The organism is Mesocryomonas fontinalis, from assembly GCF_055730125.2.
Map to the genome: position 1 here is coordinate 78,933 of NZ_JBUZWG020000003.1, position 26,463 is coordinate 105,395.

General features: G+C 66.8%; 24 protein-coding genes. 13 read left to right on the forward strand and 11 right to left on the reverse strand.

What is annotated here, in order from left to right:
• The first annotated feature begins 139 nt into the window (after positions 1 to 139).
• The 11 genes from purC (at position 140) to ACZL02_RS08590 (ending at position 8,031) form a co-directional block, all read left to right on the forward strand.
• Positions 140 to 904 carry a phosphoribosylaminoimidazolesuccinocarboxamide synthase gene (gene purC, locus ACZL02_RS08540; protein WP_472935048.1) on the forward strand — a complete coding sequence of 255 codons (765 nt, stop codon included), beginning with the start codon at positions 140 to 142 and terminating at the stop codon, positions 902 to 904.
• 140 nt (positions 905 to 1,044) lie between these two features.
• Entirely contained in the window at positions 1,045 to 1,287 is a 243-nt protein-coding gene (gene purS / locus ACZL02_RS08545) for a phosphoribosylformylglycinamidine synthase subunit PurS (RefSeq protein ID WP_472937440.1), read from the forward strand.
• 20 nt (positions 1,288 to 1,307) lie between these two features.
• A complete protein-coding gene (locus tag ACZL02_RS08550) occupies positions 1,308 to 1,565 on the forward strand; it encodes a hypothetical protein (RefSeq protein ID WP_472937439.1) in 258 nt (85 codons plus the stop codon).
• 145 nt (positions 1,566 to 1,710) lie between these two features.
• Positions 1,711 to 2,391 (forward strand): phosphoribosylformylglycinamidine synthase subunit PurQ, encoded by a 681-nt coding sequence (purQ, locus tag ACZL02_RS08555; protein WP_472937438.1) that lies wholly within the window; start codon positions 1,711 to 1,713, stop codon positions 2,389 to 2,391.
• On the forward strand, positions 2,388 to 2,810 hold the full coding sequence (locus ACZL02_RS08560; protein ID WP_472937437.1) for a hypothetical protein: 423 nt from the start codon (positions 2,388 to 2,390) through the stop codon (positions 2,808 to 2,810). Before purQ ends, ACZL02_RS08560 begins: the two co-directional genes overlap by 4 nt.
• The gene (locus tag ACZL02_RS08565; protein ID WP_472937436.1) at positions 2,803 to 3,222 is read left to right on the forward strand and encodes a hypothetical protein; all 420 of its coding nucleotides are present in this window, start codon (positions 2,803 to 2,805) and stop codon (positions 3,220 to 3,222) included. The genes ACZL02_RS08560 and ACZL02_RS08565 overlap by 8 nt, the downstream gene beginning before the upstream one ends.
• 81 nt (positions 3,223 to 3,303) lie before the next feature.
• On the forward strand, positions 3,304 to 5,526 hold the full coding sequence (gene purL / locus ACZL02_RS08570) for a phosphoribosylformylglycinamidine synthase subunit PurL (RefSeq protein WP_472937435.1): 2,223 nt from the start codon (positions 3,304 to 3,306) through the stop codon (positions 5,524 to 5,526).
• A gap of 101 nt (positions 5,527 to 5,627) precedes the next feature.
• Positions 5,628 to 5,861, forward strand: coding sequence for a BolA/IbaG family iron-sulfur metabolism protein (locus ACZL02_RS08575; RefSeq protein WP_056501737.1), 234 nt, complete (start codon positions 5,628 to 5,630; stop codon positions 5,859 to 5,861).
• Between the two features lie 12 nt (positions 5,862 to 5,873).
• Positions 5,874 to 6,188: a hypothetical protein gene (locus ACZL02_RS08580; protein WP_472937434.1), complete on the forward strand. Its 315-nt coding sequence runs from the start codon at positions 5,874 to 5,876 to the stop codon at positions 6,186 to 6,188.
• 12 nt (positions 6,189 to 6,200) lie between these two features.
• Positions 6,201 to 6,548: a Grx4 family monothiol glutaredoxin gene (gene grxD / locus ACZL02_RS08585; protein WP_472937433.1), complete on the forward strand. Its 348-nt coding sequence runs from the start codon at positions 6,201 to 6,203 to the stop codon at positions 6,546 to 6,548.
• 202 nt (positions 6,549 to 6,750) lie between these two features.
• Positions 6,751 to 8,031: a multidrug effflux MFS transporter gene (locus tag ACZL02_RS08590; RefSeq protein ID WP_472937432.1), complete on the forward strand. Its 1,281-nt coding sequence runs from the start codon at positions 6,751 to 6,753 to the stop codon at positions 8,029 to 8,031.
• A 61-nt stretch (positions 8,032 to 8,092) separates the two neighbouring features.
• On the opposite strand, the gene ACZL02_RS08595 is transcribed toward ACZL02_RS08590, so the two are convergent.
• The 7 genes from ACZL02_RS08595 to ACZL02_RS08625 all read right to left on the reverse strand — a co-directional run bounded on the left by ACZL02_RS08595 (position 8,093) and on the right by ACZL02_RS08625 (position 14,344).
• The gene (locus tag ACZL02_RS08595; RefSeq protein ID WP_472937431.1) at positions 8,093 to 8,920 is read right to left on the reverse strand and encodes an inositol monophosphatase family protein; all 828 of its coding nucleotides are present in this window, start codon (positions 8,918 to 8,920) and stop codon (positions 8,093 to 8,095) included.
• 83 nt (positions 8,921 to 9,003) lie between these two features.
• Positions 9,004 to 9,891: a tRNA 2-thiocytidine(32) synthetase TtcA gene (gene ttcA / locus ACZL02_RS08600; protein ID WP_472937430.1), complete on the reverse strand. Its 888-nt coding sequence runs from the start codon at positions 9,889 to 9,891 to the stop codon at positions 9,004 to 9,006.
• 138 nt (positions 9,892 to 10,029) lie between these two features.
• Complete coding sequence (gene rpsD / locus ACZL02_RS08605) at positions 10,030 to 10,647, reverse strand: 30S ribosomal protein S4 (RefSeq protein ID WP_472935036.1); 618 nt, start codon at positions 10,645 to 10,647, stop codon at positions 10,030 to 10,032.
• Between the two features lie 212 nt (positions 10,648 to 10,859).
• A complete protein-coding gene (locus tag ACZL02_RS08610) occupies positions 10,860 to 11,018 on the reverse strand; it encodes a YqaE/Pmp3 family membrane protein (protein WP_472935035.1) in 159 nt (52 codons plus the stop codon).
• Between the two features lie 120 nt (positions 11,019 to 11,138).
• A complete protein-coding gene (gene murI / locus ACZL02_RS08615; protein WP_472937429.1) occupies positions 11,139 to 11,960 on the reverse strand; it encodes a glutamate racemase in 822 nt (273 codons plus the stop codon).
• Positions 11,957 to 12,763, reverse strand: a complete 807-nt coding sequence (locus ACZL02_RS08620; protein ID WP_472937428.1) for an RNA methyltransferase — start codon at positions 12,761 to 12,763, stop codon at positions 11,957 to 11,959. Before ACZL02_RS08620 ends, murI begins: the two co-directional genes overlap by 4 nt.
• A 108-nt stretch (positions 12,764 to 12,871) precedes the next feature.
• Positions 12,872 to 14,344, reverse strand: a complete 1,473-nt coding sequence (locus ACZL02_RS08625; RefSeq protein ID WP_472937427.1) for a carboxylesterase/lipase family protein — start codon at positions 14,342 to 14,344, stop codon at positions 12,872 to 12,874.
• Between the two features lie 203 nt (positions 14,345 to 14,547).
• On the opposite strand from ACZL02_RS08625, the gene ACZL02_RS08630 reads away from it, so the two are divergent.
• Positions 14,548 to 15,759: an NADP-dependent isocitrate dehydrogenase gene (locus tag ACZL02_RS08630; protein WP_472937426.1), complete on the forward strand. Its 1,212-nt coding sequence runs from the start codon at positions 14,548 to 14,550 to the stop codon at positions 15,757 to 15,759.
• 363 nt (positions 15,760 to 16,122) lie between these two features.
• Here the strand turns inward: ACZL02_RS08630 and alaS are convergent, their stop codons facing one another.
• The 3 genes from alaS to cckA form a co-directional block, all read right to left on the reverse strand.
• Positions 16,123 to 18,792 (reverse strand): alanine--tRNA ligase, encoded by a 2,670-nt coding sequence (gene alaS, locus ACZL02_RS08635; RefSeq protein ID WP_472937425.1) that lies wholly within the window; start codon positions 18,790 to 18,792, stop codon positions 16,123 to 16,125.
• A 339-nt stretch (positions 18,793 to 19,131) separates the two neighbouring features.
• Positions 19,132 to 20,202, reverse strand: coding sequence for a recombinase RecA (recA, locus tag ACZL02_RS08640; protein WP_472937424.1), 1,071 nt, complete (start codon positions 20,200 to 20,202; stop codon positions 19,132 to 19,134).
• A gap of 323 nt (positions 20,203 to 20,525) precedes the next feature.
• A complete protein-coding gene (cckA, locus tag ACZL02_RS08645) occupies positions 20,526 to 23,027 on the reverse strand; it encodes a cell cycle histidine kinase CckA (protein WP_472937423.1) in 2,502 nt (833 codons plus the stop codon).
• A gap of 415 nt (positions 23,028 to 23,442) precedes the next feature.
• On the opposite strand from cckA, the gene ACZL02_RS08650 reads away from it, so the two are divergent.
• Positions 23,443 to 25,743 (forward strand): hypothetical protein, encoded by a 2,301-nt coding sequence (locus tag ACZL02_RS08650; protein WP_472937422.1) that lies wholly within the window; start codon positions 23,443 to 23,445, stop codon positions 25,741 to 25,743.
• Between the two features lie 136 nt (positions 25,744 to 25,879).
• Here ACZL02_RS08650 and dksA read toward each other — a convergent pair whose 3' ends face one another.
• Positions 25,880 to 26,296, reverse strand: a complete 417-nt coding sequence (gene dksA / locus ACZL02_RS08655) for an RNA polymerase-binding protein DksA (RefSeq protein WP_472937421.1) — start codon at positions 26,294 to 26,296, stop codon at positions 25,880 to 25,882.
• Between the last annotated feature and the right edge of the window lie 167 nt (positions 26,297 to 26,463).

The following is a 26,463-nucleotide window of genomic DNA, read 5'->3' on the forward strand; positions in this document are numbered from 1 at the left end:
CACCAATTGTCGAGGGAGATAATCCCCTTGACACGGGCCGCCATTGTCTGGACCCCCGCTTTGGTCTATTCACGCGCTCGAACGTCAAGCTTCGCGTCGCTTCCCGAGGACGCACCCTCATGCACGATAGAGCACCCCTATGACACGTCGCCGCCGTATCTACGAAGGCAAGGGCAAGATCCTTTACGAGGGCCCCGAGCCGGGCACGCTCGTGCAGTTCTTTAAGGACGATGCGACCGCCTTCAACGCCAAGAAGCACGAGATCGTCGACGGCAAGGGTGTCCTCAACAACCGCATCTCGGAATACATCTTCACCCATCTGAACAAGATGGGCATTCCGACGCACTTCATTAAGCGGCTCAACATGCGCGAGCAGCTGATCAAGGAAGTCGAGATCATCCCGCTCGAGGTCGTGGTGCGCAACATCGCGGCGGGCTCGCTCGCCAAGCGCCTCGGCATCGAGGAAGGCACCGTACTGCCGCGCTCGATCATCGAGTTCTACTACAAGGCCGACGCGCTCGACGACCCGATGGTCTCGGAAGAGCACATCACCGCCTTCGGCTGGGCGAGCCCGCAGGAAATCGATGACATCATGGCGCTCGCCATTCGGGTCAACGACTTCCTCTCAGGTCTTTTCCTCGGCGTCGGCATCCAGCTCGTGGACTTCAAGATCGAGACCGGCCGCCTCTACGAAGGCGACATGATGCGCATCATCGTCGCCGACGAGATCTCGCCGGACAGCTGCCGCCTCTGGGACGTGCAGACCAACGAGAAGATGGACAAGGACCGGTTCCGCCGCGACATGGGCGGCCTCGTCGAGGCCTATCAGGAAGTCGCGCGCCGGCTCGGCATCATGAACGAGAATGAACCACCCCGCCCCTCGGGGCCGGTGCTGGTAAAGTAAGACGGCGGCGCGGCAAGACCGCGCCGCAGCCGGCATCGGCACTCAAACTCGTCTATTCCCGCGACAGGCTGATCCAGTAGGCCAGCCGGTCGCGGACAGGCTGATACACTGATCGAATTCTCAACGAACAGGCAGGCACAGTGATCAAGGCGCGCATCGTCGTTACCCTCAAGAACGGCGTCCTCGACCCGCAAGGCAAGGCGATCGAGGGCGCTCTCGGCAGCCTCGGCTTCGATGGCGTCGGCGCCGTCCGCCAGGGCAAGGTGTTCGACGTCGTGCTCGACGGCGATGACCGCACTGCCGCCGAGGCCCAGCTAAAGGACATGTGCGCCAAGCTTCTGGCCAACACCGTCATCGAGAATTATACTGTGGAGATCGCGTAAAGGTTGTCCCGGAGGGTGCCATGGCCGATGTCACGAATGAGCTGCTCTACGAACTGATGAAGGAGTTTCATCAGCGGTTCGACAAACTGGATCTGCGCCTCACAGAGGTTAAATCTGAGCTTCAGTCGATCCGTGGGCACATCGCCTCCGTCAACAGCGACGTTCACAACATTTACGGCGTTCTGGCACGCTACGAGACGCGGCTGGACCGGATCGATCGCCGTCTCGACCTGCGCGAACTGGCCGAGCCCTCGGGGTCGTACGACCCGCACCCCTGAGCCCGGCGCTCGGCGTTCTGTCCAGCGGCACCGTCCTCGACGAGGGTGATGCCGCTGTTTCCATTTCCGGGCTCTCGGGGCCCGTCCTGACTCTCCTTCCGGACCATGCCGGCCCGGCCATACTCTCCAATGGTTGCCGTCGCCCATGAAAACTGCCGTCGTCCTTCTCCCCGGCCTCAACCGCGACCGCGACATGATCGCCGCGCTGACGACGATCACCGGCACCCCGCCGCTGACCGTCTGGCAGACCGACACCGAGGTTCCCGACGTCGACCTGATCGTCGTGCCCGGTGGCTTCTCCTTCGGCGACTATCTGCGCTGTGGCGCCATCGCCGCACGCTCGCCGGTGATGCGCGCCGTCGCCGACAAGGCGGCCCAGGGCGTCTCGGTGCTCGGCGTGTGCAATGGCTTCCAGATCCTCTGCGAGGCGGGCCTCCTCCCGGGCGCGCTGATGCGCAACACGACGCTGCGCTTCGTCTGCCGCGAGGTGAAGCTCGAGGTCGTCAATGCCGCGACCCGCTTCACCACCGCTTACGCCCCCGGCCAGATCATCCGCTGCCCGGTCGCGCACCATGACGGCAACTACTTCGCCGACGACGAGACGCTCGACCGCCTGCACGGAGAGGACCGCGTCGTCTTCCGCTATGCCGAGGGCACGAACCCGAACGGCGCGACACGCGACATCGCCGGCATCGTCAACGAAGCCGGCAACGTGCTCGGCCTGATGCCGCATCCCGAAAACCTGATCGAGCCCGAGCACGGCGGCACCGACGGCCGCGGCATCTTCGAAAGCGCCCTTGGCCTCGTCCGGGGAATTGCCGCATGAGCGTGGATCCGTTCCGTACCCTGCTCGTCCTGGGCTTTGTCACCGGCATCGTCGCCCTCTCCGCCTGCAGCACCCCTGCCCCTGCGGTGAGAACCGCTCCGCCTGTAACAAAGGCCGAGTCCGGCCTCGACCGCATGGAGCGCGTGACGCTCGCAGCCAACCGCTGCTGGTTCAAGTCGAACGATCCGGCATTCGCGCGCTACAGTCTCGCGCCCGAGCTCTCCTCGTTCTCCGGCAAGCCGCGGTTCCTCCTGGTGCCAAAGGGCCGCCCTGAGGCGAAGCCGCTGCTCGTCGTCGAGGCGCAGCCCGGCTCGCGTGGGCTATCGACCTATGGGCCGCTGATGGGCACCGGCATCGCCGGCCGCGTCGACGCCGACATTCGCCGCTGGAATGCCGGCGGCCGAGCCTGCGATGCGTAGTGGCGCCCTGCGCCGCCGTCCGGCGGTCGCCGCCGCGTTGGCCCTCTCGGCGGGACTTTCCGGCTGCGTCTACGCCACGGCCGATGTCAGGACCTTCTCGATCGAACCGCTCGAGGTCGCCGAGGCATCCGAGGATCTGCGGCCGACGCCGACCGAGGCGGCCTATGCCCGCGATACCGCCCGGGTCGTATTCAAGCGCCGTGACGGCGAGCGGAGTACGCGCTTTGTCTCGGCGGATCCGCGCGAGGGCTACGCCCTCTGCCTTCGCGCCGACAGGCAGTACGCGCTTCTGGTCTTCCAGCGCCGTGTCTTCGCCGCGGCAATCTCGCAGGCCGAGGACGATGCCTCGATCCTGCGGTCGGCGGCCGATACAGCCGTCTGCCGCGGCGTCGCCGACTGGACGCGGGTCTGACGCCCCGGTCGGCGCCACCAAGATGAAACGGACGGGCCATCCCGCCCAACACCCCTGACGCCCCGGCGCACGGAGACTGCCATGACCGAGATCACCATCACGCCCGAGATCGTCGCCGCGCACGGGCTGAAGCCCGACGAGTACCAGCGCATCCTCGACCTCATCGGCCGCGTGCCGCTGATCACCGAGCTCGGCATCTTCTCGGCGATGTGGAACGAGCACTGCTCCTACAAGTCGTCGAAGCGCTGGCTGAAGACGCTGCCGACCAAGGGCGTGCGCGTCATCCAGGGCCCCGGCGAGAACGCCGGCGTCGTCGACATCGGCGACGGCGACTGCGTGGTCTTCAAGATGGAGAGCCATAACCACCCGTCCTACATCGAGCCCTACCAGGGCGCGGCGACGGGAATCGGCGGCATCCTGCGCGACGTCTTCACCATGGGCGCCCGGCCGATCGCGGCGATGAATGCGCTGCGCTTCGGTGCCCCCGACCATCCGAAGACCCGGCACCTCGTCGCCGGTGTCGTTGCCGGCATCGGCGGCTACGGCAATGCCTTCGGCGTGCCGACAGTCGGCGGCGAGGTCAACTTCCATCCCCGCTACAACGGCAACTGCCTGGTCAACGCCTTCGCGGCAGGCCTCGCGAAGACCGACGCGATCTTCCTCTCCGAAGCCAAGGGCGTCGGGCTCCCCGTCGTCTACCTCGGCGCCAAGACCGGCCGCGACGGCGTCGGCGGCGCGACCATGGCATCTGCCGAGTTCGATGCCGACATCGAGGAGAAGCGCCCGACCGTGCAGGTTGGCGACCCCTTCACCGAGAAGTGCCTGCTGGAGGCCTGCCTCGAGCTGATGAAGACCGGCGCGGTCATCGCCATCCAGGACATGGGCGCCGCCGGCCTCACCTGCTCGGCCGTGGAAATGGGCGCCAAGGGTGGCCTCGGCATTGAGCTCGACCTCGACAAGGTGCCGGTGCGCGAGACGCACATGACGCCGTACGAGATGATGCTGTCGGAGAGCCAGGAGCGCATGCTCATGGTGCTCGAGCCGTCGAAGCAGGCGGTTGCCGAGGCGATCTTCGTCAAGTGGGGCCTCGACTTCGCCGTCGTCGGCATCACCACCGACGATCTGCGTTTCCGCGTGCTGTTCCAGGGCGTGGAAGTGGCGAACCTGCCGATCCGCGAACTCGGCGACGAGGCGCCGGAATACGATCGCCCGTGGATCGAGCCGGTTCCGCCGAAGACGGTGCATGCGGCCGACCTCGCCGAGCACGAGCGTTACGACGAGATCCTTTTGAAACTGATGGGCTCGCCCGACATCGCCTCGCGGCGCTGGGTGTTCGAGCAGTACGACACGCTGATCCAGGGCAACTCTCTGCAGCGGCCCGGCGGCGACGCCGGCGTCGTGCGCGTGGACGGCCACGCCACCAAGGCGCTCGCCTTCACCAGCGACGTGACGCCGCGCTATTGCGAGGCGGATCCCTTCCAGGGTGGCATGCAGGCGGTCGCCGAATGCTGGCGCAACCTCACGGCCGTCGGCGCCGAGCCACTGGCCGCCACCGACAACCTCAACTTCGGCAATCCGGAGAAGCCCGAGATCATGGGCCAGCTGGTGCGGGCCATCCAGGGCATCGGCGCGGCCTGCGAGGCGCTGGGCTTCCCGATCGTTTCGGGCAACGTCTCGCTCTACAACGAGACCCAAGGCCAAGGCATCCTGCCGACCCCGACGATTGGCGGCGTCGGCCTGATCGACGACCGCTCGAAGACCGCCCGCGTCGGCGGCATGGTCGAAGGCGACACGCTGTTCCTTGTCGGCGTTCCCGGCGCACATCTCGGCGCTTCGATCTACCTACGCGAGATCGAGGGCCGCGAGGACGGCGCCCCGCCGCCGGTAGACCTTGCCGAGGAGAAGCGCAATGGCGATTTCGTGCGAAATCTCATCCGCAGCGGCCGCGTCGTCGCATGCCACGACGTCTCCGACGGCGGCCTCGCGGTGACGCTGGCGGAAATGTGCATCGCGGCAAACCTCGGCGCGACGGTCGACCTCGGTGCCGGCGCGGCTCACGCACTGCTGTTCGGCGAGGACCAGGCGCGCTACGTCGTCGCGCTCTCCGCTGCGGCGGCGACGACCCTGGCGAACGATGCGGCAGCGGTTGGCGTCACCCTGCAGCGGCTCGGCACCGTCGGCGGCGACAGGCTGACGATCGAGGCGCGGCTTCAGGTTCCCGTCGCCGACCTCACCGTCGCGCACGAGACCTGGTTCCCCGACTACATGTCCGGCAGCCTGCCGCTGGCCGAAGCCGCCGAGTAGGGGCGGACAGCGCCGCTCGTTCGATTGATCACACCGGGGGAAGCGCCTATCTTCCCGTCGACAAGGGCTGCCCGGCGGCCACAGCACAGGAGAAGCGCCTGATGGCGATGAACGCCCATGACATCGAGAAGATGATCAAGGACGGTATCCCCGATGCCGAGGTCACCATCCGCGACCTCGCGGGCGACGGCGATCACTATGCGGCGGAAGTCGTGGCGGAGAGCTTTCGCGGCAAGTCGCGCGTCCAGCAGCACCAGATGGTCTATCAGGCGCTGCAGGGCAACATGGGCGGCATCCTGCATGCCCTGGCCCTTCAAACCAGCGCCCCGAAGTAATATGTTGAGGATATGAGCGGCCCCGACGAGTCCCGTCCCGACAATGTTGCAAGCCACACGCTGGAATTGCTTCGCCGCGTCGACAGGCGGCTCGTCGAGTTGGACACACGTTTCGTCCAGATCGTTGATATCCTATCGAGGCAGCAGACGAGGCTTGAGCGGATCGAACGCGATGTCGGCGAAATCAAGTTCGACATGGCGATCATGGAAAACAATATTCTGAATCGAATGACCGACGGCTTTTTCGCATCAAGCAGGATCGGTGACATCGACGATCGTCTTACGGCGCTAGAACAGGCGTCGCGCAACCATCCGTCGCCACAATAAGAAGGACCTGACATGACCGGCATCAACGACTGGATCGACAACGAAGTGAAGACCAACGACATCGTCGTCTTCATGAAGGGCACCCCCGCCTTCCCGCAGTGCGGCTTTTCCGGACAGGTGGTCCAGATCCTCGACTACATGGGGGTCACCTACAAGGGCGTGAACGTCCTCGACTCGGCCGAAATGCGGCAGGGCATCAAGGACTACGGCCAGTGGCCGACCATTCCCCAGGTCTACGTGAAGGGCGAGTTCGTCGGAGGCTCCGACATCCTGCGCGAAATGTTCCAGGCCGGCGAACTGAAGGATTTCTTCGCCGAAAAGGGCGTCTCGACCACCGTGCCGTCCCCTGCCACGGCCTGATCAGAGGCTTCATTCCTGTTCGACTGGAAAGCCCGCTCATTGAGCGGGCTTTCGCTATTTTGGGGATGTCCCGTGCGTCTCATGCGCCCCGGCAGGCGACGCGCCTAATCGACGATCCCCCGGACACCCTCCGTTACTAAGATCAGCTTGCAAATATCCATAGCGGCGGTATCTAAATCGCATCCGCCGGAAAGGATCTGACATGTCGAACGCGCCGAGCCGCAGTGCTGCGCTGGGGCTACCCTATTGGGAGCTCGTCACCATGGTCGCCGCGATGATGGCGCTGAACGCCGCCGCGATCGACATCTTCATCCCCGCGCTGCAGCAGATCGGCAGCGCGCTCGACGTCGCGACCGGCAACCAGCGCCAGTTCGTCATCACTGCCTACGTCATCGGCTTCGGCACCGCGCAGATCGTCTACGGCACGCTGTCCGACAGGTTCGGACGCCGCCCCGTGCTGTTCTTCGGCCTTGCCGTCTACATCCTCGCCTCGTTCACCGCAATCTTCTCGCCGAGCTTCGGCGCCCTCCTCGCCTTGCGCGCGCTCCAGGGCGTCGGTGCCGCCGCAACGCGGGTCATCGCTGTCTCGATCGTGCGCGACTGTTTTGGCGGCGCCCGCATGGCGAGCGTCATGTCGCTGGTGATGATGGTGTTCATGGCCGTTCCGGTCGTCGCACCGAACGTCGGTCAGCTGATCATGAACTTTGGCAGCTGGCAGGAGATCTTCCTCGTCACCGGCGTGTTCGGCACCATTGTCCTCGTCTGGACCGCCTTCCGGCTGCCGGAAACGCTGCATCCCGAGGACCGCCTGCCGCTGACCCTCAAGCGGACGGCCGGCGCCTTCCGCATCGTCCTGACGAACCGCCGCTCGTTCGGCTACACGCTGGCGACGGCGCTGATCTTCGGCGTGCTGTTCGGCTTCATCAACCAGGCCGAGCAGGTCTACACCGGCATCTACCATCTCGGCCCGTCGTTCACGCTCTACTTTTCGATGGTCGCGATCTTCATGGCCTCGGCCTCCTTCACCAATTCCCGGCTGGTCGAGCGGTTCGGGATGCGGCGCCTGTCGCATGGTGCGCTGCTGATCTTCACGATCCTCAGCATTGCCCAGCTGGCTCTGTCGACCGCCCTTGGCGGGGCCATGCCTTTCGGCCTGTTCCTGCCGATGATGACGCTGACATTCTGCATGTTCGGCTTCATCGGCAGCAACTTCAACGCCCTCGCGCTCGACCCGCTGGGCCATGTCGCGGGCACCGCATCCTCGGTCCTCGGCTTCATGCAGACGCTGGGTGGCGGGCTGCTCGGGGCCTTGATCGGCTATTGCTACAACGGGACGCTGATGCCGCTCTATGCCGGCTTCACCATCCTTTCGCTCGGCTCGATCGCCTGCGTCCTCTACGCCGAGCGCGGCCGCCTGTTCGATCGCCCGCGCGAGCGGCACGAGCACGTTGCGGAGGCGTCCGGGCAGACGCCAGCCGAGTAAGGTTTGCCTACCAGTCGAACCAGCACGTCGGCGTAGACGCGCTGGTTGGATTGCAAAATCCCTAGCCGCGGCCGGGATGGATCGTGTTGCTTAGCGCGTGCCAGCTGTCCTCGTCGGTCGCGCACAGCAACCCGCCGTCGACATGCTGCGGCGGGTAGGCCGAGCCGTCGTGGCGCCGGACGTAGCCGCCGGCCTCCTCGATGATCAGCGCGCCAGCGAGATGATCCCAGGGCATCAGCTTGTGATAGATGGCGAAGTGCAGGTGCCCTGTGCCAGCCAGCCGGTACTCGTGCCCCGCACAGCGGAAGTTGCCGACAACCTTCACTGCCGCGAGGTGCGACAGCAGCGCCCGGCGCTCCGCCAGCGGCAGCGACGATCCCGAGGCCATGCCGACCATTTCCGACACGGAGACTGCGGGCGCCACGGTCTGGCGGATCGCCTCGCCATCGGGGCGCTTTAGGAAGGTCCCGGCGCCCTTCTCCGCAATCACGAAGTCATCGCCGAGCGGATCGTAGATGATCCCCGCAACGGTCTCGCCCTTCCACACCACGGCCGCCATGACCGCGAACAGCGGCGCGCCCGAGGCGAAGTTGGCGGTGCCGTCGATCGGGTCGACGACGATCGAGAGTTCCGCTGTTCCGACGCTCGCAAGCTTGCCCTCGTCAGCGGCCACGCCCTCCTCGCCGACGAAGTTCGCCTGCGGCCAGAGCCGGGCGCATTCCGCCGAAATGAAACGCTCGGCGGCCTCGTCGGCCTCCGTCACGAGGTCGATGGCCGAGGTCTTCTGCCTGATGTCGCCGCTGCCGAGGCGGCGGAATCGCGGCATGATCTCGGTGTGCGCCGCATTGCGGAGCACAGTGGCGAGCTGGTCGATGTCGATGGGACTCAATGCGTCATTCCTGCTGCTGGAGCTTCTCGGGCAAGAAGCGAATCGCGTCTTCTGGACGAACGAAACCCTACCCGCCGCGGATGTCAGTCAGATGCGCCGGCCATCGGGCGGTCGGCGCCGAGGCTGGCGAAGTCGAAGAGCTTGGGGTCGAGGAGGTGGCTCGGCGCAACGTTCGACAGCGCCCGCAGGATGGTGTCCTTGCGGCCGGGAAAGCGCTGCTCCATCTCGGCCAGCATCGCCTTGGTGGCATTGCGCTGCAGCCCGTCCTGGCTGCCGCAGAGGTCGCAGGGGATGATCGGGAAGCCGAGTGCCGCCGTGAACTTGCCGATGTCGTCCTCGGCAGAGCGGATCAGCGGGCGAAGCACCGTGATGTCGCCCTCGTCGTTCAGGAGCTTCGCCGGCATCGCCGACATTCGCCCGCCGTGGAAGAGGTTGAGGAAGAAGGTCTCGAGACAGTCCTCGCGGTGATGTCCGAGCACCAGTGCCTCACAGCCCTCCTCCCGCGCGATGCGATAGAGGTGGCCGCGCCGGAGACGCGAGCAGAGCGCGCAGTAGGTCGCGCCCGCAGGGACCTTCTCCTTCACCACCGAATAGGTGTCGCGGTATTCGATGCGGTGCGGAATGCCGTGCGCGGTGAGGAAGTCCGGCAGCACGTGCTTCGGGAAGTTCGGCTGGCCCTGGTCGAGGTTGCAGGCGAGCAGGTCGACCGGCAGCAGCCCCCGCCATTTGAGGTCGGACAGCAGCGCCAGCAGCGCGTACGAATCCTTGCCGCCAGAAATGCCGACCAGCCAGCGGGCGCCGGGCCGCACCATGCCGGCGGTCTCGATCGTTTCCCTGACCTCGCGCAGCAGCCGCTTTCGCAGCTTCTTGAACCCGACCGAGTCCGGCGCTGCGCGCATCAGCGGATGGGCGCCGTCACCGGTCACCTCCTCCGGCGCTGCGATGGTCTCGGGCTGAAAGTCGTCGAGCATATCGGGCTCCTCTGGTGGGCCGAGGCTTACAGGACGGCGCGGTGAAAAACAAAAGCCGGACGGCGCGGCGGCTGTTCCGCCAACGAAAAAGGCCGCCCCGAGGGACGGCCTTCTCCAGATATCGCCGAGGCGAAGATCTTAGCGCGAGTAGAATTCGACGACGAGGTTCGGTTCCATCTGCACGGCGTAAGGAACGTCGGCGAGGCCCGGAACGCGCTGGTAGGTCGCGACCATCTTCTGGTGATCCGCCTCGATGTAATCGGGAACGTCGCGCTCGGCGAGCTGCGTCGCCTCGAGGACGATCGCCAGCTGCTTCGACTTCGGACGGATCTCGATCACGTCGCCGGCCTTGCAGAGGTACGAGCCGATGTTGGTGCGCACGCCGTTGACGTTGATGTGGCCGTGGTTGACGAACTGGCGGGCCGCGAACACGGTCGCCACGAACTTCGAACGGTAGACGACGGCGTCGAGGCGGCTCTCGAGCAGGCCGATCAGGTTCTCCGAGGTGTCGCCCTTGCGGCGCGCGGCTTCCTCGTAGGTCTTGCGGAACTGCTTCTCGGAAACGTCGCCGTAGTAGCCCTTGAGCTTCTGCTTGGCGCGCAGCTGCACGCCGAAGTCGGAGACCTTGCCCTTGCGGCGCTGGCCGTGCTGGCCGGGGCCGTACTGGCGACGGTTGACCGGGGACTTCGGGCGTCCCCAGATGTTCTCGCCCATGCGGCGATCGATTTTGTACTTGGATTCGGCGCGCTTTGTCATCGCATTTCCTTCAAACGAAAAACCCGGGCGGACCATCCGACCGGGCGAGGAAACGCGCCCTCCTCTGCCCGCCGGCGGCGGACTGACAGAACTACCCCTGCAGCGAAGCCGGGCAATTCACGGGACACGTTAAAAACCGATCGCACCCGAGGCGCGACCGGTTGGGCTCTGGGTAGTCAGATGAAGGAAATAAGTCAAGCCGAGGCGACGATTCAGTATTTGCCGATGACGTAGAGCGCGTGGATCACGCCGGGCAGCCAGCCGCACAGCGTCAGCAGGCAGTTGATCCAGAAGTGCTTGCCGAGACCGACCTGCGTGAACACCGCGACCGGCGGCAGGAAGATGGCGATGATGATGCGGATGATATCCATGGAGCGTGTCCCGGTTTCTCGATGCAGCCCGAACGTTTGCGCAGCGCACACGTTCCGCCCCCTGCACCGCAGGCCAACGGAACCTGCCCAGCCGCTAGCCTGCCGACGCCGTGTCTTGCGCTACAGCGCCAGTCCGAAACCGTGGATCAGCCGCGTCGTCAGGTAGTCCGGTGGACCCGCGGTGAAGATCGCCCGGTCGAACCCGTCGGGCAGCGCCGACACCGATGCCGGCAGCAGCTTCAACGCCTGGCGGGCGATCGCCTCGGCGGGGTCGAGCCAGTCCACCGGCCAGGGTGCCAGCTTGCGGAAGACGTTGGCGAGAAATGGATAGTGCGTGCAGGCGAGGACGACGATGTCCGTGCGCTTTCCCTCGCTCTCGAAGAAGCAGGCATCGATCTCGCCGCGGACCGCGTCTGCCTCCAGGCTGGCGCCCCGCAGATGCGCTTCCGCCATGGCCGCAAGGTTCTTCGAGCCGACCAGGCGGACATGGCACTGCTGGGCAAACTGCGAAATCAGCCCGCGGGTATAGTCGCGTTTCACAGTGCCGGGCGTCGCCAGCACGCTGACGAGGCCCGACCGCGTGCGCTCGGCCGCAGGCTTGATCGCTGGCACCGTGCCGACGAACGGGATCTGGAAACGCGCGCGGAGCGCCGGCAGGACCAGCGTCGAGGCGGTGTTGCAGGCGATCACCGCGAGCTCGGGATCGTGCGTCTCGATCAGCACGGCGAAGAGATCGCAGATCCGTTTTATCAGCGCGTCCTCCTCCCAGTCGCCATAGGGGAAGCCCGCATCGTCTGCGACGTAGACGAAGGAACGGTCGGGCATCACCGTACGGAGTTCGCGCAGCACCGTCAGTCCGCCGATGCCGCTGTCGAACACCAGCACCGGCCGCTGCTTCAGCGCCTTCACCCGCTCCAGCACCTCGGCGAACTGGTCGCTCATCGCGCCCCCTTGGCCATCCGGCGCTCGATATGGCGCAGCATGCCCCGCATCGTCCGCACTTCCTGCTCGCTGAAACTGGCGCGGGTGAGGATGGTGCGGACCTTCTGCGACATCGCCGCCCGCTTCTCCTCGGGGTGGAAGTAGTTGGCCTGATCGAGCGTCGCCTCGAGATGGCCGAGGAAACGGAAGAGGTCTTCCTTCTCCGCCGGCGCAACCTCGGGAGCGGCAAAGCGCGGCCCTTCGACCAGCGCCTGTCCGGCCGCCATCTGGCCCGAACGCATCCATTCATAGCTCATCAGAAGAACCGCCTGGGCGATGTTCAGCGAGGCGAAGGCCGGGTCGACCGGGAAGGTGACGATCTCGTCGGCCATGCCGACTTCCTCGTTGTTCAGCCCAAAACGCTCCCGCCCGAACAGGATCCCTGCCCGCTGGCCGGCGGAGATGCGGGCGCGCAGCTCCTGTCCCGCCGAGTCGGGCCCCCGCACGGGCTTGAAGCTGTCGCGCGGACGGGCCGTGGTGGCGAAGAGATAGGTGAGATCGGCCACGGCCGCCTCGACGGTCTCGTACACCCGCGCGGCCTCGATCACGTGCACTGCGCCGGAGGCCGCCGCGCTCGCGCGCTCGTTCGGCCAGCCATCGCGCGGTGCGACGAGACGGAGGTCGCGCAGGCCGAAATTCGCCATCGCCCGCGCCACCATGCCGATGTTCTCGCCAAGCTGCGGCTCGACCAGCACGATCGCCGGCGATGCCGCCAGTTCCTCGCCGGCAGCCATCAGCCGTTCCCTGCGGTTTGTTCCTGCCACGTGTCTCTCCTGTGTCGCCCGCTGATACCCCGCCGCGCACCGCCGGCCAAGAGGAGCGCGAACAGATGCTTGGAGACGTCAGCGGATTCGCCGTGACAGCACGGTGATTCAGAGCGTGAAGCCGTCGACCGCCTCGAAGGCCTCCCGCCGGATGCCCTCGGGATCGGCTTCCACGCGGTCCGCCGTGTCGAAGATCTTCGTCTCCCGGCGCTCGATTGTATAGGCCGGCCATTCGGCACCGGGGGCGCCGTTCCGGACGAAAGCCAGCCAGTGGTCGCGCATCCGTTCCGCCAGCGCGTAGCGGCGGTGATCCGGCAGCATGCCGAGATAGATCCAGCGGAACGGCTTTAGGAAATCCTCGAACAGCAGCGGCAGGTCGACCGAGTGCGTGGCGCCGAGCTTCGACAGCAGACCCTTCGCCCGCCAGTCCAGCCGGTAGGCGAAGGTCGGCGCCCGCGCGGCTTGCGTCTCGGCCAGATGCACCGAGGGAATGCGGAACATGATGTCGGTGCCGAAGGCGATGCGACCGTCCCGCGTGTCGGGATAGAGCGCCTTGACGATCCCGGCGCGCTCCGGCCCGGCATCCGCCGCCACCGCGGCGGCCAGCGCCGCATGGTCCGCCCGCACCGGAAAGATCGGCAGGTCGGTGAAAAAGGAGAACTCGTCGCGGTTGGTGCCGATCAGCAGCGGCACCGGCTGCATTGCCTGATAGAGCCCTGGCAGCGACAGAGCCGGCACCAGCGTTCCGTCGACATAGGGCCGCGACAGGATGCCGGAATGGCGCCCGCGCAGCTTCGCCGCCACCGCGCCGAAGGCATCGGGCGACAACGGGAACAGGCGGTCCGGATCGCCTCGGGCACCGAGCGCGCCGAGGACATCCTCCGCCACCCGCACCGCCGCCTCGCGGGGATAGAAGAGGTTGAGCCCGCCGGACTGCAGGATGGCGCGGTGATAGAGCGGCCAGGACGGCCGGTGCACCAGATGGAAGGCCGCCGAGACCGCACCCGCCGATTCGCCGGCGATGGTCACTTGGTCCGGATCGCCGCCGAAAGCTGCGATGTTGTCGCGCACCCATTCCAGCGCCATCACCTGGTCCTGCAGGCCGGCATTGGCGGTGAACCGCGGATCGCTCGGAAACAGCTCGCCGAAGGCGTTGAAGCCGACGAGGCCGAGGCGGTAGTTCAGCGTGACCACCACCACGTCGCCGCGCCGCACCAGCTCGTCGCCGGGATATTGCGCACCGGCCCCGATGACGAAGCCGCCACCGTGCAGGAAGACCAGCACCGGTCGTCGCCCCGCCGTGCCCGGCGTCCAGACGTTGAGGTTCAGGCAGTCCTCGTCAAACCGGCTGAGGGTCCCGGCGATCCTCGCCAGCGCTTCCGGCAGCATCCGCTTCTGCGGCGCCGCGGGGCCATAGGCGAGCGCGTCGAATCGGACCTCGAAGCGCTCCTTTCGCCGCGGCGGGGCAAACCGTCCGTCCCCGGTCGGCGGCTCGGCATAGGGAATGCCGAGGCATGCGAGCACGCCGCCCGCGCGGCGGCCCCGGATGGCACCGCAGGGTGCCTCGACGGTTTCAAGCATGGCGCTGGCTTCCCCGGATAGGTTTCTCTCTGGCTGGAATGCGGCAGCGTCCCCGACGTTGCGCGATCGCCCCTTGCCGAGCAGCGGGCGCTTTGCCTCGGCGAATGGCGATGGTATAGGCCGGCCACGCCCGCGAGGGGACTCCCACCCCTCGGACCCGAGACGGCCATATGGCCCGATCCTGAAACCCAAGGAAATATTCGATGGCGAAGATCAAGGTAGCCAACCCGGTCGTGGAACTCGACGGCGACGAGATGACCCGGATCATCTGGCAGTTCATCAAGGACAAGCTGATCCACCCCTATCTCGACATCAACCTCGAATACTACGATCTCGGCATCGAGAACCGCGACGCCACCTCCGACCAGGTGACCATCGACGCCGCCCACGCCATCCAGAAGCACGGCGTCGGCGTGAAGTGCGCCACCATCACCCCCGACGAGGAGCGGGTGAAGGAGTTTTCGCTGAAGAAGATGTGGAAGTCGCCGAACGGCACCATCCGCAACATCCTCGGCGGCGTCATCTTCCGCGAGCCGATCATCGCCAAGAACGTGCCCCGCCTCGTGCCCGGCTGGACCAAGCCCGTCATCGTCGGCCGCCATGCCTTCGGCGACCAGTACAAGGCGACCGATTTCAAGTTCCCCGGCAAGGGCAAGCTGTCGATCAAGTTCGTCGGCGAGGACGGCCAGACGATCGAGCACGAGGTGTTCGACGCGCCGAGCGCCGGCGTCGCCATGGCGATGTACAACCTCGACGATTCCATCCGCGACTTCGCCCGGGCGTCGCTGACCTATGGCCTGCAGCGCGGCTACCCGGTCTACCTCTCGACCAAGAACACCATCCTCAAGGTCTATGACGGCCGCTTCAAGGACATCTTCGAGGAGGTCTACAAGGCCGAGTTCGAGGCGAAGTTCAAGGAAGCCAAGATCACCTACGAGCACCGCCTGATCGACGACATGGTGGCATCCAACCTCAAATGGTCGGGCGGCTACGTCTGGGCCTGCAAGAACTACGACGGCGACGTCCAGTCCGACACGGTCGCGCAGGGCTTCGGTTCGCTCGGCCTGATGACCTCGGTGCTCCTCACCCCGGACGGCATGACCGTCGAGGCCGAGGCCGCGCACGGCACCGTGACCCGCCACTACCGCCAGCACCAGCGCGGCGAGGAGACCTCGACCAACCCGATCGCCTCGATCTTCGCCTGGACGCAAGGCCTGAAGCACCGCGCCAAGCTCGACGGCAATGCCGAACTGAAGCGCTTCTCCGAGACGCTGGAGAAGGTCTGCGTCGACACCGTCGAGTCCGGCTTCATGACCAAGGACCTCGCGCTGCTGATCGGCCCCGACCAGCCCTGGCTCTCCACCACCGGCTTCCTCGATAAGATCGACGCCAACCTCAAGACCGCCATGGCCTGAGGCCTCGCCTCACCCCGCCAGAACGCAGAAAGCCCGGCAGCGATGCCGGGCTTTTTCGTGTGTCGGATAGATCCGGTCGGAAAGTGAGAAAACAAACTGACCGCACGGATTGGCAGGTCGAGCGCTTTCTGACGGTTGCGGTTTAAACGGAAGAGCCGCGAGGCCGCAACTGCTTCTTCGCCCCTCCGGGGAGAAGTGGCCGGCAGGCCGATGAGGGGGGCGGCGGCGCTCCCCTCATCCCGCTGCCGCGACCTTCTCCCCGGAGGGGCGAAGAACGCAGCTGGGCTGTTGCACCAACTATACAAAACGCCCCGGCATTCGCCTCGCCCGGCTGCTCTTCAGCCGAACCGCAAGGCCATCCGCTTAACCTGCAGCCAGTCCTGCCTCCACCGCCGCAACCGCAGCTTCCGCCTTGTCGCCATCCGGGCCGCCGGCCTGCGCCATGTCCGGACGGCCGCCGCCGCCCTTGCCGCCGATGGCTTCGGCGGCGAGCCGGACGAGCGCGACAGCATCGATGCGGGCGGTGAGATCGGCGGTGACGCCGACGACGACGCTGGCCTTGCCCTCGGCCACCGCGACGAAGACGACGACGCCGGAACCGAGCCCGGTCTTCGCCTCGTCGACGAGGCCCTTCAGATCCTTGGCGGCGACGCCGTCGAGAACCCGGCCGAGGAAGCTGACGCCGCCGACATCCTTCGCCGCCGATCCACCGGCGACGCCCGCGCTGCCGTCGCCGGCCAGCGCCAGGCGCTTCTTCGTCTCCGCGAGTTCGCGCTCCAGCCGCTTGCGCTCGTCGACCAGCGCATCCAGCCGGTCCGCGACGTCGGCAGGCGCCGCCCGCAGCGCCGCGGCCATGCGCTTCACCCTTGCATCTTGCTCCAACAGGTAAGCGCGCGCGGCTGCCCCGGTCAGCGCCTCGATACGGCGGACGCCGGCGCCGACGGCGGTTTCCGCGACCACGTGGACGAGACCGATATCGCCGGTCGCGGTGACATGCGTGCCACCGCAGAGTTCCAGCGAATACGGCTTGCCGGCCTTCTCGCCCTCTTCGGCGATGCCCATCGACACCACCCGGACCTCGTCGCCGTACTTCTCGCCGAACAGCGCCATCGCGCCCTCGGCCACGGCGTCGTCGACGGCCATCAGCCGGGTCGAGACCGCCGCGTTCTGCAGCACGATCTGGTTGGCCAGCCGCTCGACCTCCGCGACTTCAGTCGGCGCGAGGGGCTTCGGGTGCGAGAAGTCAAAACGCAGCCGCTCGGCCGAGACCATCGAACCCTTCTGGGCGACATGGGTGCCCAGCACCTCGCGCAAGCCCTCGTGCAGCAGATGCGTCGCCGAGTGGTTGGCGCGGATCTTCGTCCGGCGGGCATGATCGACCACGAGCTCCAGCGGCGCCCCGGTCTTCAGCGTTCCCGTCGCGACGCGCCCGCGGTGCACGAAGAGGCCACCCGCCAGCTTCTGCGTGTTGGTGACCTCGACGCTGACGCCCTCGCCGCGCACGACCCCGGTATCGCCGAGCTGGCCGCCGGACTCGGCGTAGAACGGCGTCTGGTTGACGACGATCGCAACCTCCGTGCCGGCCGCAGCCGAGGTGACCTCGGCGCCATCAGCGACGATCGCCAGCGCGACGCCCTCGGCCTGCTCGGTGTCGTAGCCCAGAAACTCGGTCGGGCCGACGCGATCGCGAACACCGAACCACACCGTCTCCGACGCCGTCTCGCCCGAACCGGCCCAGCTGGCACGCGCCTCGGCCTTCTGCCGGTCCATCGCCGTCTTGAACGCGTCGACGTCGACGTCGATGCCGCGCTGGCGCAGCGCGTCCTGGGTGAGGTCCAGCGGAAAGCCGTAGGTGTCGTAGAGCTTGAACGCGGTCTCGCCCGACAGACGGCCGCCGCTCTCGAGCCCCTCGGTCGCCTCGGTCAGCAGCGACAGGCCGCGATCGAGCGTCTGCAGGAAGCGCTTCTCCTCCAGCTGGAACGTCTCGGCGGTCAGGGCCTCGGCACGGACCAGCTCGGGATAGGCTCGGCCCATCTCGGCGACCAGCACCGGCAGCAGTCTGTAGAGGATCGGATCACGCGCGCCGAGCATCTTCGCGTGGCGCATGGCGCGGCGCATGATCCGGCGCAGCACGTAGCCGCGGCCCTCGTTCGACGGCAGCACACCGTCGGCGATGAGGAAGGCGGACGAGCGCAGGTGATCGGCGATCACCCGGTGGCTGGCGCGGTTTTCACCCGTCGCCGGCACGCCGGTCAGCTCCTCAGACGCGCGGATCAGCGCCTTGAAGAGGTCGATGTCGTAATTGTCGTGCACGCCCTGCAGGACGGCCGCCACCCGCTCGAGCCCCATGCCGGTATCGATCGATGGGCGCGGCAGCGCGACCCGCTCTGTCGGCGAAATCTGCTCGAACTGCATGAAGACGAGATTCCAGATCTCGATGAAGCGGTCGCCGTCCTCGTCCGCGCTGCCGGGCGGGCCGCCCCAGATATGGTCCCCGTGGTCATAGAAAATTTCCGAGCACGGGCCGCAGGGGCCGGTCTCGCCCATCGACCAGAAATTGTCGGAGGTCGCGATGCGGATGATGCGGTCGTCGGAGAGCCCGGCAATGCGCTTCCAGAGCGAGGCCGCCTCCTCGTCGTCATGGTAGACGGTGACGAGAAGCTTGTCCTTGGCGAGCGCGAACTCCTTGGTCAGCAGCGTCCAGGCGAACTCGATCGCGTTCTCCTTGAAGTAGTCGCCGAAGGAGAAATTGCCGAGCATCTCGAAGAAGGTGTGGTGGCGCGCGGTGTAGCCGACATTGTCGAGATCATTGTGCTTGCCGCCGGCCCGCACACATTTCTGCGAGGTGGTCGCGCGGCTGTAGGGTCGCTGCTCGACGCCGGTGAAGACGTTCTTAAACTGCACCATGCCGGCATTGGTGAACATCAGTGTCGGATCGTTGCGCGGCACCAGCGGCGACGACGCGACCTTCTCGTGACCATTCCTTGCGAAATAATCGAGGAACGCCGACCGGATTTCGTTCACGCCGCTCATGGAAACCTTCACGTCTCAAGCGCATCGGACGAGCCGGTCCTGACCGGTCGGTCTGTCAGCTGTGGTTCACGATGCCGGGCCGTTGCGCCGCGCTGGAAGTGAGCAAGCGTCGACGTCACTCCGGATAGATGCCAGCCGACCGGGTCGCCTGGCGTCGGGCTTTGTAGCGGCGGCTCCATGCCCTGTCCATCGGACAGTGCGGCCGCCGTCCCCACGAACACTTTGCCCGCCTCGATCGTCAGAACAGCTGAAAGTCTCAAACGCTTAGCTAACGGCCGAAACGAAAAAGGGCGCCCTATGCCATGCACGGGACGCCCTCATGTTCAGACTGCCGAAGCTTCAGGCGTCGGTGTCGTCCGCCTTGCCCTCGTCGAGCAGCTGCTCGGCGATCAGGCCGGCGTTCTGGCGGATCGAGGTCTCGATCTCGTCGGCGACATCCGGATTGTCGCGCAGGAAGGTCTTGGCGTTCTCACGGCCCTGGCCGAGGCGCTGGCTGTTGTAGGAGAACCAGGCACCAGACTTCTCGACGATGCCGGCCTTGACGCCAAGATCGACGAGCTCGCCGGTCTTGGAGATGCCCTCGCCGTACATGATGTCGAACTCAATCTGCTTGAAGGGCGGCGCCAGCTTGTTCTTGACGACCTTCACGCGGGTCTGGTTGCCGGTAACTTCCTCGCGGTCCTTGATCGCACCGATGCGGCGGATGTCGAGGCGCACGGAGGCGTAGAACTTCAGCGCGTTGCCGCCCGTGGTGGTCTCTGGCGAGCCGTACATGACGCCGATCTTCATGCGGATCTGGTTGATGAAGATCACCATGCACTTCGACCGCGAGATCGAGCCGGTCAGCTTGCGCAGCGCCTGGCTCATCAGGCGGGCCTGCATGCCCGGCAGCGAATCGCCCATCTCGCCTTCGATTTCCGCCCGCGGCGTCAGCGCCGCAACCGAATCGACGACCAGCACGTCGATAGCGCCCGAGCGCACCAGCGTGTCGACGATCTCCAGCGCCTGCTCGCCAGTGTCCGGCTGCGAGATCAGGAGGTTCTCCAGATCGACGCCGAGCTTGCGGGCGTAGACCGGGTCGAGTGCGTGCTCGGCATCGACGAAGGCGCAGATGCCACCCTTCTTCTGGGCCTCGGCGATGGTGTGCAGCGCCAGCGTCGTCTTGCCCGAGCTTTCCGGGCCATACACCTCGACGATGCGGCCCTTCGGCAGGCCGCCGACGCCGAGCGCCATGTCGAGACCGAGCGAGCCGGTGGAGATCGTCTCGATCTCGACCAGCTTCTCATTGGCGCCGAGCCGCATGATCGAGCCCTTGCCGAAGGCGCGTTCAATCTGCGACAGCGCCGCGTCGAGTGCTTTGTTCTTGTCCAACGATGGGTCCTCGACGAGCCGTAGTGCTTTCTGTGCCATGGGAGCCACCTTATTCCATGCGTTGAACATGCGCGCAATCGCGCTTCGCTGGAGAAAGACGTACGCGTTTTGTTCTTTTCTGTCCAGCAGAAATCTCGATTTGTTCTCTTGGCTGGCATAGCAATCTCGATGGTCCCCGCTGACGAGCGGACCATCTTCTCCGCCAGCGCCTCTTGCGTCCGCCGCGCCCAGGAATGCCGTGGCGACCAGAAAAGGCCGAGCAGCCGAGACGCTGGATTTACAACGCCTTATAAGAACCCGCGGACTCTCTTCGCGAGTTCCGGCAAGGAGAATGAACGGCGCAGCCGAGGCGGCCTGCCGCCCTATTCGTCCAGCATTTCCTTCACCGCGATGGCGAGATCGCGCAGCGAGAACGGCTTGGCGAGGAAACCGAACTTCGAGCCTTCCGGCAGGTTCTTGGCGAAAGCATCCTCGGCATAGCCGGAAACGAAGATGAACTTCATCTCCGGACGCGTCTTGCGCATCTCGCGCAGCAGCGTCGGCCCGTCCATCTCGGGCATCACCACGTCGGAGACGACGAGGTCGATCTTGCCGCCGAGTTCCTCCATCACCTCCAGCGCCTCGACGCCGGAGGAGGCCTCGTGCACCTCGTAGCCGCGCATCTTCAGCGCCCGCACATTGCCGGCGCGCACGTGGTCCTCATCCTCGACGAGAAGGATGGACGCGGTTCCCGACAGATCTGCCTTCGGCGAGACCACCGTCGGCCCCGCCTCGATCTTCGCCATCGCCGCCTCGGAGGGCGTGTGCCGCGGCAGGAAGATGCTGAACGTCGTTCCCTTTCCCAGCACCGAATCGACGAAGATGAAGCCGCCGGACTGCTTGACGATGCCGTAGACCATGGAGAGGCCGAGGCCGGTGCCCTTGCCGATCTCCTTGGTGGTGAAGAACGGCTCGAAGATGCGCTCGGCAACCTCGTCCGGCATGCCCGATCCGGTGTCCGACACCTCGACGAGGACGAAGTCGCCCTCGTTCATCTCGCCGTAGCCGAGGCCCTTGAGCTCTGTCTCGGGCACGTTGCGGGTGGCGATGGTGATCGTGCCACCCTCGACCATGGCGTCGCGGGCGTTCTGCACGAGATTGGTGATCACCTGCTCGAACTGGCCGATATCGGCCATCACCGGCCACAGATCCCGCGCATGATGACGCTCGAGCTTCACGAGATCGCCCGAGATGCGCTTCAGGAGAAGATGCATGTCGGCGATGACGTCGGTGAGGCTCAGCATCTTCGGCCGCATCGTCTGGCGACGCGAATAGGCGAGCAGCTGGCGCACCAGCGACGCCGCACGGTTGGCGCTCTGCTTGATCAGCAGGAGATCCTGGAAGGACGGATCGCCGGTGCGGTGGTTCAAGAGCAGGAAGTCGACCGAGGCGGTGATGATGGTCAGGACGTTGTTGAAGTCGTGCGCGATGCCGCCGGCGAGGTTGCCGATCGCCTGCATCTTCTGACTCTTGGCGAACTGGTCCTCGAGCGCCCGCTGGTCGGTGATGTCGACGCCGTAGAGGATCGCCGAATCGCCGGTGCCGTCGCTGACGTCGGCGCTGACATAGAGCCGCACCGAGCGCGGGTTCTCGCCGGTCAGCTCGGCGTCGACCGAGGGAATGCCGGCCTGGTTGCGGCTGGCGGCGGCGAGCGCATGGCGCAGCGCCTCGCGGCTCTCGTCGCGCAGGCCCTCGGCGATGGCGACCGAGCCGCTGGCCGCGGCCTGGCCGAACATTTTCGCAAACGCGGGATTGGCGCGAACGACGAGACCGGTGTCGTTCAGCGCGGCGATCGCCATTGGCGACGAGTTGAAGAAGCGGGTGAAGCGCACTTCCGCCGCTTCCAGCGCGTCGACGCCCTCGCCCTCCAGGCTGCGGTTGAGGACGATGGTCCGGGTCAGGCCCAGCGTGCCGTCGGCGCCGCGGCCGGTCTTGCGCATCAGCCGCACCGGCAGCCGCTTGCCGTCGGCGCCAATGAGGTCGAGGTCGACGACGCTGGTCGCATCCGCTTCCGCCGGCTCGGAGCCCATCAGCGCGAGGCCCTCGGCGGCGACGAAATCCTCGATCGAGCGGTTGTAGGGCCGGAACGCGGCGAGCTCGATGCCGAGCCAGTCGGCGAGCGTCGCGTTGATGTAGGAGATGCGGCCCTTGCGGTCTGAGGCGAAGAAGCCCGCCGGCGCGTGGTCGAGATAGTCGATGGCGTGCTGCAGGTCCTGGAAGAAGGTCTCCTGCTCGTCCCGCTCGGCAGTGATGTCGGCGATCTGCCAGGCGTGGGCGGCACCCGCCGGGCCGGTCATCGGCCGAACCGAGGCGCGGTACCAGCGCGGACCTGCCTCGCCGCTGCCGTCGAGGCTGCGCGACAGACGGAATTCTTCCTGGCCGCTCTTGTCCTCGCGCGCGAGATTGGCCAGCCGATAGATCGCCTCGGAGGCGTCGCGTTCGCGCGACAGAAGACGCTCCAATGTCTTCAGCTCGTCCGGACCGCCCGCCCCGGTCGCCGCGCCATAGGCGCGGTTGGCATAGATGATGCCGCCCTTGCGGTCGACGACGAGCGTGCCGATGCCCAGCGTATCGAGGAAATCCTGGGCGATCGTGCCTTCGCTGCCGCGCGCCGTGATGCCGACGAGGCCGAGGGCCGCCGCGAAGATCGTCGCGATGCCGATCATCGCCAGCACGGCAAACAGCGCCAGCAGTGCGATGCCGCCATAGCTGTGGCCGAACAGGGCGAGGCCCGCCGCGGTGAACAGCATGGCCCCACCGAGAAGAAGGATCCGCCGCACCGCCCCCGCACTGGCGCTGCGATCGACCAGGGGCTTCTCGGTCATACCTGCCGCTGGTCCGTTCATCACTCTACCCGTTTCCTGCCGCTTCCGGCCATGACGCCCGGCCTTGCGGCCAACGACCTCGTCGCCGGCGTGCCGCCATCGGCCCTGCTGTCTTCTCGCACCGTCGCGGCCGGAGCGCGCCCCGACCCGCCTTGGCCTTTGCCGGGCGAATCCCCTGCGAACCCATGCTTCTGTCTATCCGAGGCGGCCCCTTACCGGAAGCCGCCGGCACCATGCGCCGCACCGGCCGGCGATTCGCGCGCCTGCCCGGCACCATCCTTGCCGCCCGAGACTGGCGCGGTGCTGGACGCCAGGGCCGGCCGGACCACCGCACTGCACCCGCGACGGGCCGAAAACCCTTGTCCTTACGCCGCAATTCCGGTCTACCATGCCGCAAATGTTCCAGGAGTTTAGTATGCGTGAATGGGTTGTCGGCCTCGTCGGCGAAGGCATGGCGCCGATTGTGACGACGATCGTCGCCGCGGCGATCGTCATCCTTCTTCTGCTGATCGTGATATGGGTGGCGCGCAAGGCGCTCGGTGGCACGCTCGGCCCGCGCTCCAAGGGCCGCGGCCCGCGGCTGGCCGTGATGGACGTCGCGGTGGTCGACCAGAAGCGCAAGCTGGTGCTGGTGCGCCGCGACGAGATCGAGCATCTCCTCCTCATCGGCGGGCAGAACGACGTCGTCGTCGAGTCCAGCATCACACGCATTCCGGCCGCTGCCCGGCCCCAGCGGATGGAGCCGTCGCTGCGGCCCGAGCCGGAAGCCGTTGAGCGCCCCGCAGCGCCCGCTACCTTGCCTGCCCCGCGCCCGCAGCCGGCGGCGCCCCGCATTGCCGAAACCGCAGCCGTCCCCGTACAGGCGATGCGCGCCCCCGTGCCCGTCCGCCCGCAGTCCGCACCGGAACCGCGGCAGGAAAGCCGTGCCGCAAGTCCGCTGACGCGTCCGGTCCCGCGGCCGCCGGTCGTCGCCGCTGAACCAATGCTCGACGTTCGCAGCCCCGCGCCAGTCGCTGATGACGCCGTCGGACCGGCCGAGCCGCACCTGCCGACTGAGGCGGCCAACCCGCCGGCCCCGCCTGTAAACCCGGTGCAGCCGGCACCCTTCGTCCAGCCGCCGCAGGCAGGCCCTGCAGCACCGATACCGGCGGTCGCCGCCGCCAGCGCAGCCCGGCAGGATCCGATCCTCGCCACCGAGCCGACAGGCGCGGCCCCCGCTGTGACGCCTCAGGCCGTGCGCCCGTCCGCGCCGTCGCCGCGGTCGCAGGAGACCCGCGCTCAGGAGGCCAGACCTCAAGAGACCAGATCTCAAGAGGCAAGGCCGCAGGAGCCGAGGCAGCAAGAGCCGAGGAAGCAGGAGACCAAGCAGGAGACGATCGGTGGTGCGCCGAGAGACCGCGCGCCCGCCGTCATGCCGCCGGTGGCGCCGCCCATCGTCAGCCGCGCACCGGATTCCTTCGTCCGGCCGGCCGATCCCGACGTCGAGGCGGACGCGGACACCGGCGCGGTGGCACCCGCCCCCGCCGCAGAGGCGCGCGTCGCCGTTCCCGTCAGGACGCCGCGCATCGAACCGGAACAGCGCCCGTCGGTGCGCCAGCCGGTCAGCCAGAACGTGACGCCAGCGCCGCGGACGTCGATTCCCTCGCAGCGTGTCGAGCCCACCCTCGGCCAGGCCGAGACGCCGGCGCCACGCGTGTCGGTGAACGAGGCGCCATCCCGCCGGCCGACCGCCGCCTACGTGCCGCCGACACCGATGCAGCGATCGATGGCGACGCCGACCTATCCGCCGAAACCTGCCGCCAGCAGCGAGCCGGCGGACGAACCTCAGCGCATGCCGGAAGTGAGCCAGCAGCAAGACGCGCCGACGGTCAATGTCGCGGCGACGCCGGCGGCTCCGCTCGCGCCCGCTGCGGCGCCAGAGATCTCGCCGCCGCCGTCGTTTGCCAGCCGCATCACAAGCTCGCCGCTGATCGCCGCGGCTGAACGGCAGAAGGAAGCCATCCTGGCGCGCGTTTCGGCGCCGTCCGAGCGACGCCCGCCCGCCCCTCCGGTGGAGCCGGCTGAGACGGAAAAGCCTGCCGAACCGGTTCTGCCGCGCGCCGACACGGCTCCCAAGGCTCCGCTCGTCACGCCTACCGCGCCCGCCGCGCCGAAGACGCCGCTCCCAGCGCCGCACAGCGACGCGGAGGCCCCGGAGCCGGCACCTACGGAGGCAGTGGAAGCGGATAAGCCGGCGCCCTCGCCGGAGGCGCCACGACCACTGTCGGTCCGTAGTTTTGCCACTGCGATCCAGTCGATGAAACCAAGCTATGAGCCGGCGCCCGTGTCGGCAAAGCCGCCGGCAACGCCAGTCGAGCCGCGCCCGCTACCAAGCTTCGCGGCGCCGGCACCAGCTGCCGGCAAGCCCGCTGCGCCGATCGTCCCGGTCCCGTCCCGTGGCTACGACACCGACGATTCGTCCAGCCTCGAGGACTTTCTCTCGGCCGAGCTCGACTCGGACTTCGATCAGGTCAGCTGGAACGACACGCCGAGTGCCGGCGCCGCGCCGGCTCCGGACGTCCGGATCGATCCGCCGGCCGCAGCGCCCCGCACGCCGGACGCGCGTCCCGCGGCTGAAAAGCCTGCCGAAGCGCCGCGGGCCCTGACCCTCGAAGAGGAAATGGAGCGCCTTCTCGGCGATTTCGATTTCGAGATTTCCGACCGCAAGACGCGCTGACACCTGTTCCACTGCGCGGCGCCGAACCGTCGGCACCGCGCAGTGGAACGGCCGATACTTCGAAAACCTATGCCAGAAAACCAAAGGGCCCCGCACTGCGGAGCCCTTTTTCATTCTGCGGTGTGAAGGCCGGCCGTCACTCGTCGCGATAGACCTTCTCGCGCCGCTCGTGACGTTCCTGCGCTTCGAGCGACATGGTGGCGATCGGCCGCGCATCGAGACGCTTCAGGCTGATCGGCTCACCCGTCTCCTCGCAATATCCGTAAGTCCCCTCGTCGATCCGCTCGAGCGCCGAGTCGATCTTCGAGATCAGCTTGCGCTGGCGGTCGCGGGCCCGCAACTCGATGGAGCGGTCGGTTTCGGACGAAGCGCGGTCGGCAAGATCGGCGAGATTCGAGTTCTCGGCGATCAGCATTTCCAGGGTCTCGCGGGACTCACGCAGGATCTCGGCCTTCCAGGCGAGCAGCTTCTTGCGGAAATAGTCCCGCTGCCGATCGTTCATGAACGGGCCGTCTTCCGACAGACTCGCCTCGATATGCAGAGTTTCACCCATACCGCGTCCTTCAAAGCCGTCACGGCGGTGCTTATAGCCATGCTTGGGGCCTTGAACAAGCGTGTTCTCGGACGCAACTGGTTTGTGGCTACATGTCCTAAGACAAGGTTTTTACTTGGTTTTCAAGATCGGACGCGGAGAAGGCATCGTCTGCGGGCTTGCTTGTT